Source organism: Bdellovibrio sp. KM01 (assembly GCF_013752535.1).
Taxonomy (GTDB): domain Bacteria; phylum Bdellovibrionota; class Bdellovibrionia; order Bdellovibrionales; family Bdellovibrionaceae; genus Bdellovibrio.
Map to the genome: position 1 here is coordinate 3,016,551 of NZ_CP058348.1, position 17,499 is coordinate 3,034,049.

The following is a 17,499-nucleotide window of genomic DNA, read 5'->3' on the forward strand; positions in this document are numbered from 1 at the left end:
ATGACTTACGAATTTTATAAAATCTTGCACATGTTGGGCTTAATCACATTGTTCTTTGGCTTCGGTGGTCTGTTGGTGACTTCCTATGCTGGTATCGCCCTGAATGCAAAAGCCCGCATGATGAGTTTTGCAACTCACGGTATGGGACTTTTATTTTTGCTTATCGGTGGCTTCGGTATGCTGGCTAAAATGGGAATCATGAAACAGCTTCCAGGTTGGGCTTTGGCCAAACTGGGCATCTGGGTCATCATGGGAGCAGCCATCTCCATCGTAAAACGTAAAGGCCACATCGGCTGGCCCATCGCCATCCTTCTATTCGGCCTGGGCACCACAGCCGCATTGCTAGCGATCACAAAACCGTTCTAATAAACTTTAATACGGGGAGGGAGTATTTAGACTCCCCCATCCGTTTCCGTTCTTCCACTGACTTCGACTTCGAGTACACCGATAATTGTATTTAACAAGCCAGCCTGTTCCAAGATTGAGGAAGATGCTTCCGCGACGGCATCAATGTTTTTCTGATTTGTTAAAGATGTCGTTTCAAATTCCCCCATGGCTTTTGAAATTTGAGTTAAGCCCTGCGCCTGTTCTTCGGTTGCCTGAGCAATTTCATTATTAAGCACAGAAACATTCTTTATCGATTCCACGATACCTTTAAGAATCTGGGAGGCTTCATCCGCACGTGCCTGACTGGAAACAACCAATTCGACATTCGCACCGAGTTGCGTGTTAATTTCCTTGGCCGCGTTCGCACTTTTTTGTGCCAGCGCGCGCACGGCATCTGCAACCACAGCGAACCCCCGCCCCTGCTCTCCGGCACGTGCCGCTTCCACGGAGGCATTTAAGGCCAACAAATTTGTCTGAAAAGCAATATCATCAATAACTGAAATTGCCTCCACCATTTTCTGTGTACCACTCGCGATATCACGCATCGAATTCAATACCAACATAATCTGTCGCTCACCAACACCAGCTGAATCATTGGCCTGGCTCGCGAGTTGAGAGGCTTGTTTTGAATTATCCGCACTCATCTTTAACATGCTGTTCATTTCCTCGAGCGACGCTGCCGTTTCTTCAACCGAAGCAGTTTGCACCGTTATTCCTTGATGAACTTCGGTGGTAACTTTATTTAGGTGACCACTTATGTCTGAAGCAACCGCGGCACTCTCTTTTAAATGGAAGACGGATTTTAAGATAGACTTGATACTGTGGTGAATGCTTACGCCAATGACAATTGATAGTATGATGGCCAAACAAAGCGCCAGACTAGAATACATTAAATCTTGGGTGCGCTCATGAACCAGGGCAGCAATACGCTTATCTATTAAAGAATCGAGCTCTTGATTCAAAATGTTCCAAGTAAGAAAACTTTCATCGTATGCTTTTTTGGCGTCAGCAGTGAATTCTTCCCCGGCCACAGCATTCCCTTCAGCGATTTTCTGAAGATTGGCAATGACCTTAAGCGTGGAGGTCTTTAACCGCACGGCAACGTCTGGCAAATTCTTTTGCAGTGATTCCGATTCTCCATAGAAGTTTTTATCCTCATTCAACACCGTTTGAATATCGTTCAATATACGATCGACATCCGATTCTTTTAAAATGGCGGCATAAAGGGCCGCTTTTATCCTGATTGATTCGCGATCGGCGGGCCCTTGAGACAGAGTTCTGAAATTCTCCAGGATCTGCTTCAATCGATCTTGCATCTGTGGGAGCGCCAATAAAGTTATATCCATCAAATAATAGCTATCAAGATCAGGATCAAGAATCAGATTGGACGTGTCTCCTAAGTGAGTCACCGAACTTTTAATTGACCTAATGGCTTCGGCCCAATTTTTTTTGTTCACCTGTTCTTCAAGGTAAGAAAAAGCCGCTGTCTCGCGTGTTCTTTGTGCTAATTGATATTGATCGAATTGAAGAAGCTTCTGAGATTCACTATAAACTGCCTGCAGCGCCTTCATTTCTGCAGAAAGATCAGAATAGTCTGCGATCGAAATCTTTTTCAACAACTCCTGATACTTTTGCTGAAGTCGAAGTCCAACTTTTTCCTTCTCGGCAAAATGAATATCTGCTGAATGAGAATTGAACATCAGGTAACTCAGCACAATGATCGGGATAGCGAAGATAACGATATTTAATAAAAGTTTAAACTGCAGTGGAATTTTTCTCATTCTTTGGGCCTCTTAAACGTACTACAAATGAACTTGTTAAAGTTCGGTTAAAATTACTGACTTTTTAAGGAAATCTTCTAAAATTGATTAATATCAATTTTGAGTTTGGACTTAGGTCGGGTGAGGAACAGTTGAAACCAAAGTCGTTCGCGAGACGTGTGATTATCGAATCCGATTTCTACTCATTTAATCCTCTATACTCTTCATTTATTCAAAGCGGGGTGGCGAGTGACGAGTATGAGACCTTGTGTATTAAAAAAGGCGAGGTGCTTTACTTTGAACGGTTTAATAGACACGGCTTCTATTTTATAATTGAGGGTCTCGCCAAAATGGAACTCTCTCACCCTGCCCCCCAAGTGATTCGTCTTTGCAGACGCGGCGATATGGTAGGTTATGGAAGTTGGTTAGTTCCTAAAACAGAAAGCTACAGACTGATCGCTCTTCAGGATACAACGGTTCAGTTTTGGACGAAGGAGGCCAGCGACTCCCTCCAAAGAAAATCAACTCTGGTCAATAAACTTCTTATAGAACACCTCACTCAAGTCATACTTCTTAAAGACGAACGGATTGCATCTCTGCAAGGTGAGACGGTGGAAAACAGGGTGGCACACTTGCTGTTATGGTTGGCAAAAAATTTTGGCCGACAGACGGTACAAGGTCTATTGATAGACATCTCGTTAGATCGAGAATGCATGGCCCAATTGGCGGGAACCATACCTGTAACTTTGGCGCGAGTTTTAACCTATTTCGAACAAGAAAAAATTATTCTCCGAGAAAAACGAAAGGTGCTCGTTCTCCATATCCAGGAGTTGGAAAAGAAAACTTTTTAAATCCACCGAAAATTTAGAACTTCGCTGAGCGCATCCTTCCTCATTTACAGGCCGTACCGACGACCTAATAGCGATAGTCGGTGTTCAAAATTTCATTCAAGGCCTCCTTGCGAAGAGGCTTTTGCAGATAGCCGTCAAAACCCGCTTCCAGGCATTTTTCTCGGTCGCCTTTCATGGCATGAGCTGTAAGGGCGATGACGGGACATTCATATCCCTGGTCTCTTAATTTTTTCAAAGCCTGAAAACCATCCATGTGGGGCATCTGAATGTCCATCAAGATCATCCGATAGTTCTTGGAGCTCGCTTTACGAACGGCCTCTTCCCCATTGGCTGCGATTTCGATCTGCGTATCGTCCAAACCCGCTTTTTTTAAGTAGTGGCGCAACAACTCGCGATTGTCAGCGGCATCGTCCACCACCAAAATGACTCCCGCCTGAAGGTAGGTTCCTGCAGCATTAACCACGTGTTCTTTTTTCGGAGGCTCGTCCTGAGCTTTGACGGCCGGAGCATGGGCAACAACCGAGATTAAAAAACGACTTCCTTTGCCGACGACACTGGTAAAAGTGATATCCCCACCCAGAAGGCGTGCAAGCTTACGAGACAGAAACAAGCCAAGCCCTGTGCCGCCAAATCGCCTTGTCGTAGAACTATCAGCTTGAGAGAAGGGTTGAAACAGGTGCGCCCGTTGCTCTTGAGAAATTCCGATACCGGTATCGCTGACGATGAATTGCAGAATATAACGATCCGGAATTCTAGTCGGTATTGCTTCGGCCCGCAATTCCACATACCCCCGTTCAGTGAATTTAATGGCGTTCCCTACCATATTAATCAGAATCTGACGAATACGGCCGGGATCAGAAATAAGGTTGTCTCGCACCGTCCCCATTCTTAAACGCAGCTCAATACCTTTTTCCTCTGCCTTCACTCGTAAAAGATAAATCACATCCTCCAAAAGCTCACGCACACCGAATACGATATTTTCAACCTGGATTTTCTCCGATTCAATTTTTGAAATATCCAGGATTTCATTTACGATTCTTAAAAGCTGCTGCCCGTTTCGCAACACAGTCTCCACGGCGTGCATCTGCTCCCGAGTCAAAGTTTTATCGTCACTTAAAATTTCCGCAAACCCCAACATCGCTCCCAACGGAGTGCGGATTTCATGACTTACATTTGCCAAGAAGTCTGATTTGGCACGACTGGCTTCCTGGGCCCTGTCGTACAAACGAGTGTTTTCAATCAACACCGCCAAACGAGAACAGACTTCTTCTGCAAGAGATTGATCACGTTCGTTAAACATTCTCTTTGATTTAGTTGAAACCAGACTGACCAAACCTAGAGGAGCTTTATCACGCGCCATTAAAGGTATGATCATCAGTGACTCGGAAAACAATTTTGCGTCTTGTTTCGGTTCCTTAACTTGAATTTCTATATCGTAGTGTTCCCGAACATGGGGACCGATCTGCTCCAGACCTCTTAACAAAATCGTCTTACCGGAACGTATGATTGTCGGCCCACCAAACTCTGGGTCCCATTTGGGAGGATTCTCCGCTCGCCATCTTCGGACAAACTCCTCCTCTTCGGAACTCGTGGCATAAATTTCGGTGGCGATATAGTCCATCCCCTCTTCATCAATAATTTCGATGATGCAAATATCCGCAAGAGCCGGCACAACCTTCACGCAAAAAGTACGCAACATGTGACTGAGCTCCACCGAACTGGAAAGTTCAAACGTCAGCGCAGACACGAAGCGTTCTTGCCTTGCTCGAGCCTCTGCAGCCTCTTTTTCTGCTTGAGCACGAACTAATTCTTCGCGCTGGTGTGCGGCTTCAATTCGATCCGTAATGTCTTCGATTACGCCCAATAAAAAACGCGGGCGGCCATCTTTGTCACGAACTGGAATTTTAATTGTACGTATCTGACGAATTCCGCTACGAGTGGAAAGTTCATCTTCTGTAATGGCGTGCGGAATTTCTCCATTAAGAACTTGGCGGTCGATACGGCGAAACTGCTCTGCCAACTCCTTTGAAAAAAAATCGTAATCCGTTTTACCGATAAACTCCTCGCGAGAAATTCCTAACAGTTTCTCACCAGCGCTATTCAATCGAACGAACGTCAGATTCTCGGCGTCCTTAACAAACACCATCGAAGGCATGGTTTCGATAATCCCTGACAAAAAAGCTTCGGATTCCGCCAACTGCCGCGTTCGCATTTCCACACGGCTTTCTAACAACTCGTTAGCGTCAGCGAGCTCCTTTTCAATTTTCTTTTGTTGGGAAATATCCTGAACCAAGGTGACATTGGTACCATCTTCAAAGCTCGTAACCCCCAGCCGCACAGGCACCCGGTGGCCATCTTTGTGATAGTATTCTTTTTCCATAGAAAGAGAACTACCAGGCTTGATTAGCAACTGCTCTTGAATATCCAGACTCTTTTGAAGATAGTCTGGAGGAGTCAAAACCTTCCAGTTCAATTTTCCGGCGTTCAAGTCCTCCCGCGTGTATCCCAAGAGATCGATAAAATAGTCATTTGCATCTAATATTTCACCACGCGAGTTCGAGGAGATTATGCCGATAATCCTTGATTTAAATATCGTCAGATAACGCCGTTGCAGTTCACGATTATCGTCCATAAAATGATGCTATCGACTCGAGATTTCAGGGTCTTTCTCACAGTACATTCCCTGTGAACAATCAAACCGCGTCCAATGACGACAGAGCACTCCTGACAGTTCTTGGGGAACATCATTTCGAAAATTAAATTATACTCAACAGTATTTGATCGAACCCACCCCAAAGACGAGCTGGGCCGTGATTACGACAATGATCTAAGAAATAAAAAAAGGCGCCTTCACAGCGCCTTTTTTATTATTTGGAAATCACACAGGATGCGGCAAAGTCACCGTTTTGGGTCGAAGTCTTCGCAATGGACTTCACAACTTTTTCAACGGAAGTTTCCTCATCGTCAACTTTTAAGTTCTGAAGCAAAATCACTGAACCATCAGACTTTCTTGTCTCTTCAATCAGAATTTGCAGTTGAACTTGAGATCCATCTAACTCAAAACGCTCCTGGAAAAACTGTCCGATATGCTCATCGATGGCGATGGTCATAAAGTGACCTTTTACAAAGTGAGCAGCTCCCATACCGCCAGTAATCTGACAGTCATAAGTTTGAAATTCTCTAACATCTTGAACTGCTGCGGATGCAACAAATGGAAGAAACAATGCCAAAATCAATACAAAAAGTTTCATCAGAGCCCCCTTCAAAAACAAATGGCGGTATATTCAATACCGCCATTTTTCGTAAATAAGCATCTAAAAAAACTAGAACATGCTGTATTTCAGGAAACGACACTCAATGTTACCGTTAAATACAAAGTGCTTGCGCGTCGATTTTAATTTTAGGTCCGCGATCAAGTCTTTGTTCCCTGAAAGGATCCAAGCATCCCAACCTTTGAAACGATGTTTTAAAGTGAAGCTAAGATCACGATACACGTCACGAAGATTGTCTTCATCACCGATACGTGCACCATACGGTGGATTCACGATGATCAAACCTTTTTCAACCGGTGGTTCAACTGTCGCAACTGATTCTTTTTTGAATTCAATCACGTCATCAACGCCAGCGGCTTTCGCATTTTCTTTAGCAGATTTCAAAACTTTGTTATCGATATCGTAAGCATAGAACTTAGTTTCAATTTCTTCTTTTTCAGCAGCGATAGCTTCATCTACGACTTTATCCCAGACTTCGCTTTCAAAGTTCAAAAGATTCATGAAACCAAAGCGTTTACGGTTGATACCCGGCGCGATATTTTTCGCCATCATCGCAGCTTCAATCATAAATGTTCCGGATCCACACATGAAGTCCACAAGAGGTGTTTTACCATCCCAATCAGAAAGCTTGATCAGACCCGCTGCCAAGTTTTCTTTCAATGGAGCTTCACCCACGTCTTTGCGATAACCACGTTTGAAGAGTGAATCACCTGATGTGTCTATAGAAACATTAAATTGATTCTTAACGGAACGAACAACCACGCGCAAAGCCGGATTGTAATTATCAACGTCTGGACGAATACCAAATTTATCGCGGAACTGATCCACTATAGCGTCTTTGATTTTCATCGCGATGAAACGTTGATCGCGCATCATGGAATCACCAACGGAAACGTCGATGCTCAATGTTTGGTTAGGTTTGATGTATTTCGTGTAGTCGTGGCGCATGATTTGCGCGTACAACTCTTCAGGTTGGTAAGCAAAAAAATCTTGAGTTGGCTTCAAAATACGGCTTGCCATACGGGAGTGAAGGTTCGCTTTGTAACAACCTTCCCAGTTGCTCTCAAAGTAAACGCCACCAGCAGTTTTGCCGGTGATTTTAAGATCTAAATCTTTAAGTTCTTGTTCTAGAGGATCTACGAGACCCTTTGCTGTTGACGCGAAAAATTCTGCCATGGGGATGGTCCTTTCAGTTGGTTAAAGAAGCCAGATCCCTCGTCTGACTTCTTATACCGCCCAGGTCCCACCCCTATTTGCTGGTTAGACCTCGCGATATTGTGGTCCGCCGCCACCTTCTGGCACCGTCCACTCAATGTTTTCGAATGGGCACTTAATATCACAAGTCTTACAGTGAATACAGTTTGTATAATTGATTTGTAGGTCTTTCTTGCCTGCTTCTTTTGTAGACGGAACCATCTCGTATACAGAGGCTGGGCAGAAATGATTACATGGTGATTTGTACTGAGGCTCACATACAGAGCGACAGATATCCCCGTCCTTCAAAATAAGGTGGTTTGGAGAGTCCTCATCATGCATCGTACCCGTCAAATAGACGCTGGAAAGCTTATCAAAGAACAGCTGACCATCTGGTTTCGGTAGCTCGCCCAATTGCTCCTCAAAGCCATTAGGACCCCATACCTCAACCACTTTATTCGTCGTCGTGGCATCCACGTGATCTAAAGGCATTGGATCCTGAAGCCCACGGCCCCCTGTGATCTCTTGCAATGCGATCAAAGGCATACCCTCAAGCATCCCCTTAGAAAGCGCCTGGTGGAAGTTTCTGACGGCATAAAGGTCTTTTTTAACGAAACTGTTTTCGATGCGGCCTTCGTAAGCCTTCGTCACAGATTCATTGAACTCAGCACCTGCAACCAAACCATCAATGATCGTTTCAGCAGCTGACATACCCGCTTTCATTGCCAAGTGAAGACCTTTAAGTTTCTTCACATCAACCATACTTGCAGAGTCCCCGATAACCATCCAACCGTCACCGTAAAGTTTCGGCATTGAATACCAGCCACCTGCCGGAAGCGTTTTACCCCCGTAAGCGATAACTTTACCACCCTTAAGCATGTTCTGCATAAACGGGTGAGTTTTCAATTTTTGAAGTTCACGGTGTGGATCAAGCAATGGATCGTTTGTATCCAGGTACGCCACCAAGCCCACAATGATTTTATCTTCAGGCAAAGTGTAAATGAATGTACCACCGATAGATTTGCTCAAAGGGAAACCCATAGTGTGGATCACTTGACCCGCCTCCACGGTTCCTTTTGGCATTTGGATGATTTCTTTTACGCCTTCTTCAAAGACTTCCGGATGTTTGCCTTCGCGAAGATTTAATTTTTCAGTTACTTTTTTGAACAAAGAACCACGTGTGCCTTCAGCAAACACAGTCACTTTGGATTTCAAGATCAAGCCCGGTTCAAAGTTCCCTTTCGGGTTGCCGTTCTTATCACGTCCTTTGTCGCCCGTGCGCACACCAACGATTTTGTTACCTTCGTACAAAGCTTCAACCGCGGCGAAACCTGGGAAGATGTTGATACCTTTTTCTTCACACTTCGTTGCCAACCAACGATTCAATTTGCTGGCAGAAACGATGTAGTTGCCTTCGTTATGGAATGGCGGAGGCGTGATCGGCATTTTGAAAGAATAGTCAGTACCCAAATAGTAAACGGCGTCTTTTTTGACTTCCGAATCAAAAGGGCAACCTTCATCTTTAAAGTTTGGAACAAGTTGACGAAGAGCAATAGGGTTAAGAACTGCACCCGAGAAACTGTGGGCACCGATCTCAGAAGCTTTTTCGATCACCACGATCATTTGATCTGGAATCGGCTGCCCCTGTTTTGCACCAGAGGCCACATCTTCATTATGTTTGTTGATTGAGTTTTGTAAATGAAGTGCGCAAGACAAACCTGCTGAACCACCACCCACGATCAGAACATCACAGTCCATCGTTTCGCGAGTTACGCCTTCTGGCAAATGATCGTAAACCATTAATACTCCCCGTAGCATGCCGCCACGAGGACGGCTTTATTCTTCGGCAGGCTCTTCGTTTTGAATTTCCGCTTGAGGAGCCAGTTTGCGTGGAGGATTTGTTACTTGAGCTTGAACCTTCAAGTCACCTTCATCGCGGCCGCCTGGGTAGAGGCGTTTTTTAGCTTTTTGCGCGAGTTCAGCTTCTTTGCTTTCATCACGTACAGCACCGGCTAAAACTTCCTGAGCAAAGACGGAGTGTCCCAACAAGGAAGTCATCAAAACAGAAACCAAGAAAAGACGGATCATAACTACCCCGTTTCCTGCGCTTGTGTTCACCGCGCATTTAAAAACTAATTGAGAAAGATGTCACCAGAAATGATGCAGAATTTTATCGCTTTAGGCAACTGGAAGCCGTCGATGAAACTTCATTGGGATTTGACGACGAACTCCGTCAATTCTTTCTTTGGAAAGAGTCACCACCGAAAAGCCGATCGCGCGCTTTTCCACCTGCCCAATTACCGCTCCCCAAGGGTCGATCATCAAACTGTGGCCGTAAGTTTCACGAACTCCGCCATTAACACCCATGTGAGTTCCCCCCTGAGCGCTGGCCATTAAATAAGACTGACTCTCAATCGCACGAGCTCTTAGCAAAATCTCCCAGTGCGCTTCTCCGGTTTTCACCAAAAAGGCCGCAGGGACCATGATCAAATCCACTTCCTTGCGCGCGTATTGAGAAAATAATTCGGCAAAGCGGATGTCATAACAAATCGTCTCGCCAATTCTCCAACCATCGACTTCGATGATGCTCGGGCGTTGTCCATGACGGAAAACGTCTGATTCCTTGATGGGCTTTTGACCTTCCAAGTGAATGTCGAACAAGTGAAGTTTTTGATAAGTTGGTTTCACTTCCCCTTTTGGAGAAATCAAAACGGAAGAATTGTAGAGGTGACCATCGAGCTGCAAGGGAACAGATCCTAGATGCAGATAGGTATCATATTTTTTTGCAAGTTCTGCGACTCGTTGAAAAGCGGGATCCGATACGGCAAAGCCCACGATCTTTTCGCCTTCTTTGGTTCGCATATACAGACAGTTTTCAGGGAATCCCACCAAGCGAGGTTTGTGGGATTTAAAGATATCTTCCAAGAGAGCTTCGATTTGCATCAGGTTCGCATCAACATCATCGATAGAGGTCATTTGCGCGACCGCAACTATCAATTCCGAACTCATACCTTCTCCTTAAGCTCTCTGAAAATTCAAAAAGAGCTGACTATTCTACTGAAATAACCGTCGAGGAACGCGCTTCTTTTACGTCGCGACAATTCCATTTGGCTTCTTCCAAAGTTTTTCTGACGCCTGCGATAATCTCTGAGCAGGAATTTTCATCGCCAGATGAACCAATAGTCTGATCGACTCCTTGTTTCGTGTAAATAGCTTTACACTTTTGATCGGAGCCCATCTCAACACGAAGAGTACGAACTGTTTTGTTGTGCTTGCAGAGAACCATAGCATCGCCGATATCAGCGTAAGCTAGGGACGAAAAAAAAAGCACTGGCATCGCCATCGCGACCAGTGCTTTCTTGTATTTTTCCACTGTTTTTTGGTCTCGTTTAATCAAGCTGCTCTCCTGTCTTACAAGTTGGGATCCAGTAACTGGTGTTTCCTGAATCCAACTTAATTTTACGCAGCTATATAGGAGACTAAAACGAAGAGATCACCTTTGAGACCAAAATTAGGCTTTATCCCGGGAAGGATTTGCCTATGTGGACTTTTGTTTAGCTGATTTCTTAGCTGGCTTTTTAGCCGCAGCTGCTTCAACCAATTTAACGTTAGAGTAATCGATGAAGCCTTCTTTTTTCAAAAGACCATCTTTTTTATCGTAGTGTGTTTGTACTTTCACACCTTGAACGCTGATTTTCATTGCATTAGCGTCTACAGCCAAAACTGTGCCCTTCTTACCTTTGTCAGAGCCAGAGATAACTTGTACAGTCGCGCCTTTTTTGATTTTCAATTTCATTTGTCAGCCTCAATTATTTCTTAGAAGAGATTTTCTTTTTGATTCTCATCTTAACAGCCATCGCTCTTTTAGAAAGAGTCGCGTCGTTTGTGCCCAAGATGTATGCGTCAAAACCGCCAACGTGTTCCATGTCACGAAGTGCAGAAGTCGCGATGTTCAAACGAACCATTGCGTTCAAAGAACGGCTAAAGATGCGTTTTTTCTGAACATTTGGTTGCGCAGTTGTTTTAGTTTTGATGTTGGAGTGAGATACCAAGTTTTTTACAACTGGGCCTTTTCCAGTGATTTCACATTTGCTCATTACGTGCTCCTACTAGCTACAAGTCGAGGTCAGCGCCGCCCGACCCCAGGATTCTTTCCTGAAATTCAATAGGGACGCCGCAAACAAGAAACAAGGATATAAAGTAAAAAGACACTTGATGGCAACTCTTTTTTCTTGTACACCCATTAACTCGCAAACCAAAAGGAACTCAAAAAGAGGGTACTCATGAAAAAGACAACTCGTAGCAAATATAGACAAGAATTCTCTGGCGACCACGTATTCGATTACAAAGATCCAGCATCTTTGACTCGTTTTATCGGCGATGGTGGCAAAATCACTCCTTCTCGCATCTCTAAATTGTCCGTAGCTCAACAAAAACGTGTAGCTGCAGCAGTTAAAAAAGCTCGTAACTTGGCTCTTTTGCCTTCAGGCACTGACGCTTACGACACTTTCCACAGAGCTGAAGCAATCTCTCCAGTTCCTTTCGAGATCTAATTAGATCTTAAAATTGAATAGAGCTTCCTTTTGGAATTAAAAAAGCCGGCCCCAAGCCGGTTTTTTTATTTGGAATTGATGAAAAAGTGCCGTTATGCAGCTTTTTTATTCAGTTTGAACCAGCGAATGGCGGTGATCACGACCATTACGATGTAAGATTTACTCGACCAGCTGTGTAATAACGGGCCCGGGATTCCCCAGAAGGCCAATTGATCAAAGGGCACTCCCCAGTTCATGAGGCGAATCCCCAAAATAGGCAGCGCAAAGATCACCCAAAACTGCAAAACGCCGGCGAACCAGGTTTTTTCTGTGAACTGAGCACGTTGATACTCCCACGCCATCAGCCCCAAAGGCATCGCGACGAACAATATTCCCGCCAATGTCGCTGCGATTTGCTTATCCGAAAAAATCGCAAAGATCGCGATCACGGCTACAATCACCAACACCTGAATCACTATATATTCTAAAAATCTGTTTCGTCTCATATCCAAGAAGTTAGTCCACCCGCCAAGACAACTCAAGACTTTGCACCGGCGAGCTGTGTTTTAATTTGATTTGGAGTACGACCAAGCTGGCGCCCCGGTTGCAATAGTGCCTCTTCGTTAAATTAATCATTCATTTAAGCGAAGGAAATGAACCATGACTCACCAACAAAACACTCTTTTGAAACTGCAAACAGATCTTAGCAAATTCGGCTTAAACCCGACGGAATGGACCCTTGAAAAAGTCCAAAACGTCACCTTCTTGATTCGAAATAAAATCGACAAGAGCTTTGCCCTTTACGGAAAGCTTGAGTTGAAAAAGAACGCTCCCACCTGGAAGAGCATTGACCTAGTGGCTCTTTAAAAAACTTCGCAGCGAACGGAAAACAAGCTGCGATTCCAGATATCCACCTCAGTTAGGACCGCGGAAGCTTTACGAGGCGTGACAGTTGCGATTGTCCCCTCGGGAGTCTGCGGGACCTCCTCCCCCGGAAGCTTGGCAGAAACGGCATTACGTAATTCTGTCCAGGCTTCTTCTCCGTTAGCTCTGATGAAAGTACTTTTCAGACGGCAGAACGTCGCAATCTCGGCATCGGTCAGCCAGCCGAATCTTTCCATACTGCCCGGCTCTGGAGGCTTCACTCCCCACGCCAAACGCGCCATCAGTTCGATTCCATTGTTAAGGGCGACAGTCACTTCCTTCACGTCGTAAAGCTGCTTGGCGCACTTACTGGAACTCTTTGACACGGCATCGGCAATGGCTTTTAAAGTCGAAAAGTATTCATAGCAGGAACCCGCACTGTTTCCGAGCTGACATGCCTCTTTTTCGCGCAGAATCGAAGGTGGCGTGGTGATTTTCTTAACTTGGGTTGCGAACAGCTTCCCTTTAAGAACGTCGTGCAAAGCCTCTTCCTCGGTATCACAAACGGTATGGGGAGGTTGAAACCCAATAACGACGGCGATGCCAATAATGAGGGCACCCAGGACCAGGACAGGCTTTGGTAACGAGTTCAGAAACTTTTCCATGGAAAAAATGATACTTATATTACGCGTTAGAATCTAGCAGTTTGACAAGTGGGACTGTTTTTAGTTAGTTTCCTGTCTCTGTCGGGGAGTAGCGCAGTCTGGTAGCGCATCTGGTTTGGGACCAGAGGGTCGTAGGTTCGAATCCTATCTCCCCGACCATTTTTCTTACTTTAAGCGAACCTAGGACCTTCAAGTCCCTAGAGCTCCCTAAAGATCCTTTTTCACAGAATCCAGACGCAAGCTCAATGACATTTACATTTTTTAAATCAGCCCAGCTGGAATCCCCTGATTTCTTTTTTCATCTATCCCATCGTCTTTTTTTGGGGACCAACCTATTCGAGTCGTCGGAAATAACCTGCAATGCTTGGGTTAACCTACCTCTCGACTGAGTTTGCCAAGCCTGTGAAATTCTCTTTTCTGGATCGTAGAGTTCATCTCGGGCTCGCTTCTCATTTATCCTCGAGAACCCAACCCAAGAAACTTCTGAAAAAGAGTCATAGCAAATTTGAGCCTCCTCTTCTTTGACTTTTAAAATACCCGGATCATCAGGATTGTGATCTAAGCCTAGGATCGCCTTTCCTCCATTTACAAAGACTCGCATCGCCCTCGCATGGCAATTCAAAGCGACACGCTTTGAAGTTTGCTCTCGTTCAAACTGGCCAAGGTTGATCATGTTGAAGATCATCATCTTTCAAGCTGGGTTGTATCGACAAATATTCTAAAATAAAGAATATAACGAGAGGGTATGTTTCTCATCAGTCTTCTGAAAGCAGGTGATCACTATGAAATGGATTATTTTTCTAAGTCTTCTAAAGTTTGGCCCGACTGCTCAGGCTCATATACCTGTTTTGGTCCGGGAAAGTGCTAACTTTCCAGTGAACTCTACGTTTTTAGGGAAAGGTGATATTTCCCGAGCTGTTTTTACGGAACTCACTAAAATCGGTGACATAGGGATTTTTACTTTTTCATTTACCAAGGCTCAAACCGCGACCTTGGAAGTTCTCACTCCATACTGTACAAACATTCCTTCCTATGAAAGCTATCAACCCCTTGCAATTCTTATTAGAGGGGAAATGCCCATTCCTATTAACCCTGTTGACCAAAACTTTTTGAATCGCCTTAAATCAAAGGCATTGTTGGTTTCAAAATCGAATTACTCGTCGGGTCAGCGTCCAACGGGTTCTGAAGCCGGTTTGAAGTGGTGGCGTGGAAAGGAAGTAAAAAGAATTTTGAATCCTGGTCTGTACACGGTGATCGTATGGAGCCCTGACGGTCAGGTCGGAAATTATATCTTGGGACTGCAGCAGAATGAGTATTTCCCCCCATCTGTTCAAGACTATTTGAAAAAGATTTTGCCACAAATAATTAAAGGGTATTGTGATCCTGAAGGATACAGCGGAAATCTGAAGCCAATTCAGAGTCAGTGATCTCCCTGCTATCTTTTGACCGTTACCTTGGGAATTGAACTCGGTCATTGTAAATCCCGTGGAGCCAAACTACTTACCGCGTTCCAAAATGCGTAAACATCGAAAAGTCATTTTCGCGTCCTCCTTAACACGTAAACTATTCGGTTAATGTATAAAATATTGGAATTGCGACGACCAAATTAAGCTGTCAAACTTAAGCTCTCAATTTTTAGGGGTTACAAAATTCACAATCCGAGGCGGGAACTGTTCGAAGTCCGTCTGGTCTTTCTTTTTGTTCTGTATAGCTACATTTCACACAGCTCCAGATCACTTCTTTTGTTATACGAGTGGGCTCGCCGCATTTTTCACAAGGAAGCCCCCGAATACCTTTGCTGATCGCAAATCCAGGTATGTGGCAATCAGGACAAAGGGAAATAATTGCCTCAACTAATTTTGCACCCGCTTTTTCAATAATCTTCATTCTTGTTGGATTATAGCTAGCGCGCATATCAGTGCTCAAAATTACTTTTTCTTTTGAAGAAGCATGAAAAGAATCATTAATCGCATTCCTTACCGCATCAGTGGTTTGGAGATTTTTAAAAACAACGGAAGCATTTCCTTTAGGCTTGACTATGAGGCCATGCTCAGGAAATCCAACCTGCTTAAGAAAAGCGTGGAGGTTATCGCCGGGGCCAAACTCAATCTCGGCATGATTTGTTTCGGTGCTGACCTCTTCAACATAGATTTCGATCTCTAATTTCTTATCGACAAACAAAAGTGCTTCGTGATCACTCTGAGCAAGCCCAATTAGGGGATGCGGCCCAAAGCTTCCTTCGCTCGCAAGAAAAAAACGTCCTTCTGGATTTATTTCAACCGCGGCAGAGGTTTTCAGGCGAAGTGTTTCTCGAACGGTCCCAACTCGATCGACCTCACCACTGAATGTTCCAAACTGATCGGTATCCACATCAGCCCGAACACACACCAAACCTATCCTTGAAAGAAGGGGCTTGAGGACAGTCTCTTTTGAATGTTTAGTGGCGAAAAAAACCTTTTCGCCACTAAAAGGATGATTACTGTCCTTGCCCAAGCGAATAGCCTTTTTGTCCGTCGAAGAGATACAAATTTTCAGTTTTAATAACGTCGATATTTGTTTGACTGAGCTCCCTCATCAGCATCCACAAAACACCGTGGTTACTGACACCCCCCTCTTTGCTGACCAGTCGGCACCGCCAATGATCGGTTTTGAAGGTCTCTTTCATTCCTTGGGGATATACTTTCACGCCGCGGTTCGTGATCATCTGAAGGCTCAGCGGCAGGTTCTGAATGGCTGACTTTAGTCGCTCTGCTAGGTGTTCGGGGTCGCGATTGTCTTCTTGAACAAATACATCGACACCGATCAGTTCTTTCTTAGCTAAAGGCAAATCTCTTTTTTCGTATTTCAAATGCAGTGGAGATTCGTCAGAGTAGCAGGCTCTCTGAAGTTTTTCAGGTTCGTCTCCCAGTCGGCTGGCTACCGCCAAAGCAAATTCTTTTGTGCCGACTTTTTGCTTACTCACACCAGCTCGGTACAAATCGTAAGTGTGAATCCCGTCTTCCATAGTTTTTAACCAAGCATTATGGATCTTTTGTGCAACCTTTCCTTGGCCCATGTGAACCAACATTTGAACAGAGGCCAACATCAGGCCACTTGGATTTGCCATATTTTGGCCGGCTCTTCTTGGGGCTGAGCCGTGAATCGCTTCGAACATAGCGCAGTTTTCTCCAATATTTGAAGAGCCTGCAAGCCCAACAGAGCCTGCAATTTGCGCGGAAACATCACTTAGTATGTCTCCATACAAATTGGGCATGACGATCACGTCGAAGACCTCTGGCGTATCAGCCATTTTTGCGGCGCCAATATCGACAATCCAATGCTCTTTCTCAAGCGTTGGATATTCAGCACCAATCTCGTCAAAAACTTTATGGAAAAGGCCATCCGTCATTTTCATAATATTGTCTTTGGTAAAACAGGTGACTTTCTTACGGCCAGCGCGTTTTGCATACTCAAAGGCGTAACGGACGATCTTCTCGCAACCCGGTCTGGTGATGAGCTTAAGACATTGGTAAACCTCATCGGTTTGTCGATGCTCGATCCCGGCATAAAGATCTTCCTCATTTTCTCTAATAATTACCAGATCCATATTCGGATGCTTGGTTTTCACAAAAGGAGCATAAGAGCGACAAGGACGAACATTGGCGTAAAGACCCAAGGATTTCCGAACGGTTACATTTAAACTTTTAAATCCACCACCTTGAGGAGTGGTTATCGGTGCTTTTAGAAAAATCTTATTCTCGGCCAACTTGTCCCAGGAAGAGTCTTCGATACCTGCGTTTAAACCTCGGCGATAGATCTTTTCACCTATGTCTATTGTATCGATAGCAAAGCTTGCTCCGGCAGCCTCCAATACGTTTAAAGTTGCCGCCATTATTTCCGGTCCGATTCCGTCGCCGTGGGCCACTGTAATTCTTGGTGTCTTCATTTTGAATCCTCCTGTTTAGCCCATCTTCGAGTTTTTTAAATAAAAAATG

General features: G+C 44.6%; 19 protein-coding genes and 1 tRNA gene. 6 read left to right on the top strand and 14 right to left on the bottom strand.

What is annotated here, in order from left to right:
* On the top strand, nt 1-366 hold the full coding sequence (locus HW988_RS14590) for a hypothetical protein (RefSeq protein ID WP_181604946.1): 366 nt from the start codon (nt 1-3) through the stop codon (nt 364-366).
* Nucleotides 367-392: 26 nt separating this feature from the next.
* Here HW988_RS14590 and HW988_RS14595 read toward each other — a convergent pair whose 3' ends face one another.
* Entirely contained in the window at nt 393-2,168 is a 1,776-nt protein-coding gene (locus HW988_RS14595) for a methyl-accepting chemotaxis protein (protein ID WP_181604947.1), read from the bottom strand.
* A gap of 83 nt (nt 2,169-2,251) precedes the next feature.
* Between HW988_RS14595 and HW988_RS14600 the strand changes: the two genes are divergently transcribed.
* Complete coding sequence (locus tag HW988_RS14600) at nt 2,252-2,998, top strand: Crp/Fnr family transcriptional regulator (protein WP_181604948.1); 747 nt, start codon at nt 2,252-2,254, stop codon at nt 2,996-2,998.
* A gap of 64 nt (nt 2,999-3,062) precedes the next feature.
* Here the strand turns inward: HW988_RS14600 and HW988_RS14605 are convergent, their stop codons facing one another.
* From HW988_RS14605 to rpmB, 9 genes are all read right to left on the bottom strand, one after another.
* Nucleotides 3,063-5,630 carry a PAS domain S-box protein gene (locus tag HW988_RS14605; RefSeq protein WP_181604949.1) on the bottom strand — a complete coding sequence of 856 codons (2,568 nt, stop codon included), beginning with the start codon at nt 5,628-5,630 and terminating at the stop codon, nt 3,063-3,065.
* A 235-nt stretch (nt 5,631-5,865) separates the two neighbouring features.
* Nucleotides 5,866-6,249: a hypothetical protein gene (locus HW988_RS14610; protein WP_181604950.1), complete on the bottom strand. Its 384-nt coding sequence runs from the start codon at nt 6,247-6,249 to the stop codon at nt 5,866-5,868.
* Nucleotides 6,250-6,321: 72 nt separating this feature from the next.
* A complete protein-coding gene (locus HW988_RS14615) occupies nt 6,322-7,446 on the bottom strand; it encodes a class I SAM-dependent RNA methyltransferase (protein WP_181604951.1) in 1,125 nt (374 codons plus the stop codon).
* 84 nt (nt 7,447-7,530) lie between these two features.
* Nucleotides 7,531-9,264, bottom strand: coding sequence for an electron transfer flavoprotein-ubiquinone oxidoreductase (locus HW988_RS14620; protein WP_255490037.1), 1,734 nt, complete (start codon nt 9,262-9,264; stop codon nt 7,531-7,533).
* 36 nt (nt 9,265-9,300) lie between these two features.
* Entirely contained in the window at nt 9,301-9,552 is a 252-nt protein-coding gene (locus HW988_RS14625) for a hypothetical protein (RefSeq protein WP_181604953.1), read from the bottom strand.
* A 90-nt stretch (nt 9,553-9,642) separates the two neighbouring features.
* Nucleotides 9,643-10,473 carry a carbon-nitrogen hydrolase family protein gene (locus tag HW988_RS14630; RefSeq protein WP_142701239.1) on the bottom strand — a complete coding sequence of 277 codons (831 nt, stop codon included), beginning with the start codon at nt 10,471-10,473 and terminating at the stop codon, nt 9,643-9,645.
* A gap of 40 nt (nt 10,474-10,513) precedes the next feature.
* Entirely contained in the window at nt 10,514-10,861 is a 348-nt protein-coding gene (locus HW988_RS14635) for a hypothetical protein (RefSeq protein ID WP_246845681.1), read from the bottom strand.
* A gap of 141 nt (nt 10,862-11,002) precedes the next feature.
* Nucleotides 11,003-11,260, bottom strand: coding sequence for a KOW motif domain-containing protein (locus HW988_RS14640; RefSeq protein WP_142701240.1), 258 nt, complete (start codon nt 11,258-11,260; stop codon nt 11,003-11,005).
* 13 nt (nt 11,261-11,273) lie between these two features.
* Nucleotides 11,274-11,561, bottom strand: coding sequence for a 50S ribosomal protein L28 (gene rpmB, locus HW988_RS14645; protein WP_142701241.1), 288 nt, complete (start codon nt 11,559-11,561; stop codon nt 11,274-11,276).
* A 186-nt stretch (nt 11,562-11,747) separates the two neighbouring features.
* Here rpmB and rpsR point away from each other — a divergent pair, with 186 nt between their 5' ends.
* Nucleotides 11,748-12,017 (top strand): 30S ribosomal protein S18, encoded by a 270-nt coding sequence (gene rpsR / locus HW988_RS14650; RefSeq protein WP_142701242.1) that lies wholly within the window; start codon nt 11,748-11,750, stop codon nt 12,015-12,017.
* 92 nt (nt 12,018-12,109) lie between these two features.
* On the opposite strand, the gene HW988_RS14655 is transcribed toward rpsR, so the two are convergent.
* A complete protein-coding gene (locus HW988_RS14655) occupies nt 12,110-12,472 on the bottom strand; it encodes a putative sulfate exporter family transporter (RefSeq protein WP_255490038.1) in 363 nt (120 codons plus the stop codon).
* A 184-nt stretch (nt 12,473-12,656) separates the two neighbouring features.
* Between HW988_RS14655 and HW988_RS14660 the strand changes: the two genes are divergently transcribed.
* The gene (locus HW988_RS14660; protein WP_181604955.1) at nt 12,657-12,863 is read left to right on the top strand and encodes a hypothetical protein; all 207 of its coding nucleotides are present in this window, start codon (nt 12,657-12,659) and stop codon (nt 12,861-12,863) included.
* Here HW988_RS14660 and HW988_RS14665 read toward each other — a convergent pair.
* Complete coding sequence (locus HW988_RS14665) at nt 12,860-13,525, bottom strand: hypothetical protein (RefSeq protein ID WP_142701245.1); 666 nt, start codon at nt 13,523-13,525, stop codon at nt 12,860-12,862. The two genes, HW988_RS14660 and HW988_RS14665, sit on opposite strands and share 4 nt — an antisense overlap.
* 82 nt (nt 13,526-13,607) lie before the next feature.
* Here HW988_RS14665 and HW988_RS14670 point away from each other — a divergent pair.
* Both HW988_RS14670 and HW988_RS14680 read left to right on the top strand, forming a co-directional pair.
* Nucleotides 13,608-13,684: transfer RNA gene (locus tag HW988_RS14670), tRNA-Pro, on the top strand.
* A gap of 623 nt (nt 13,685-14,307) precedes the next feature.
* Nucleotides 14,308-14,952 carry a hypothetical protein gene (locus HW988_RS14680; RefSeq protein ID WP_181604957.1) on the top strand — a complete coding sequence of 215 codons (645 nt, stop codon included), beginning with the start codon at nt 14,308-14,310 and terminating at the stop codon, nt 14,950-14,952.
* Between the two features lie 208 nt (nt 14,953-15,160).
* On the opposite strand, the gene HW988_RS14685 is transcribed toward HW988_RS14680, so the two are convergent.
* Nucleotides 15,161-16,018, bottom strand: a complete 858-nt coding sequence (locus HW988_RS14685) for a DUF6671 family protein (protein WP_181604958.1) — start codon at nt 16,016-16,018, stop codon at nt 15,161-15,163.
* Nucleotides 16,002-17,450 carry an NADP-dependent isocitrate dehydrogenase gene (locus tag HW988_RS14690; RefSeq protein WP_181604959.1) on the bottom strand — a complete coding sequence of 483 codons (1,449 nt, stop codon included), beginning with the start codon at nt 17,448-17,450 and terminating at the stop codon, nt 16,002-16,004. Before HW988_RS14690 ends, HW988_RS14685 begins: the two co-directional genes overlap by 17 nt.
* Nucleotides 17,451-17,499 lie beyond the last annotated feature (49 nt).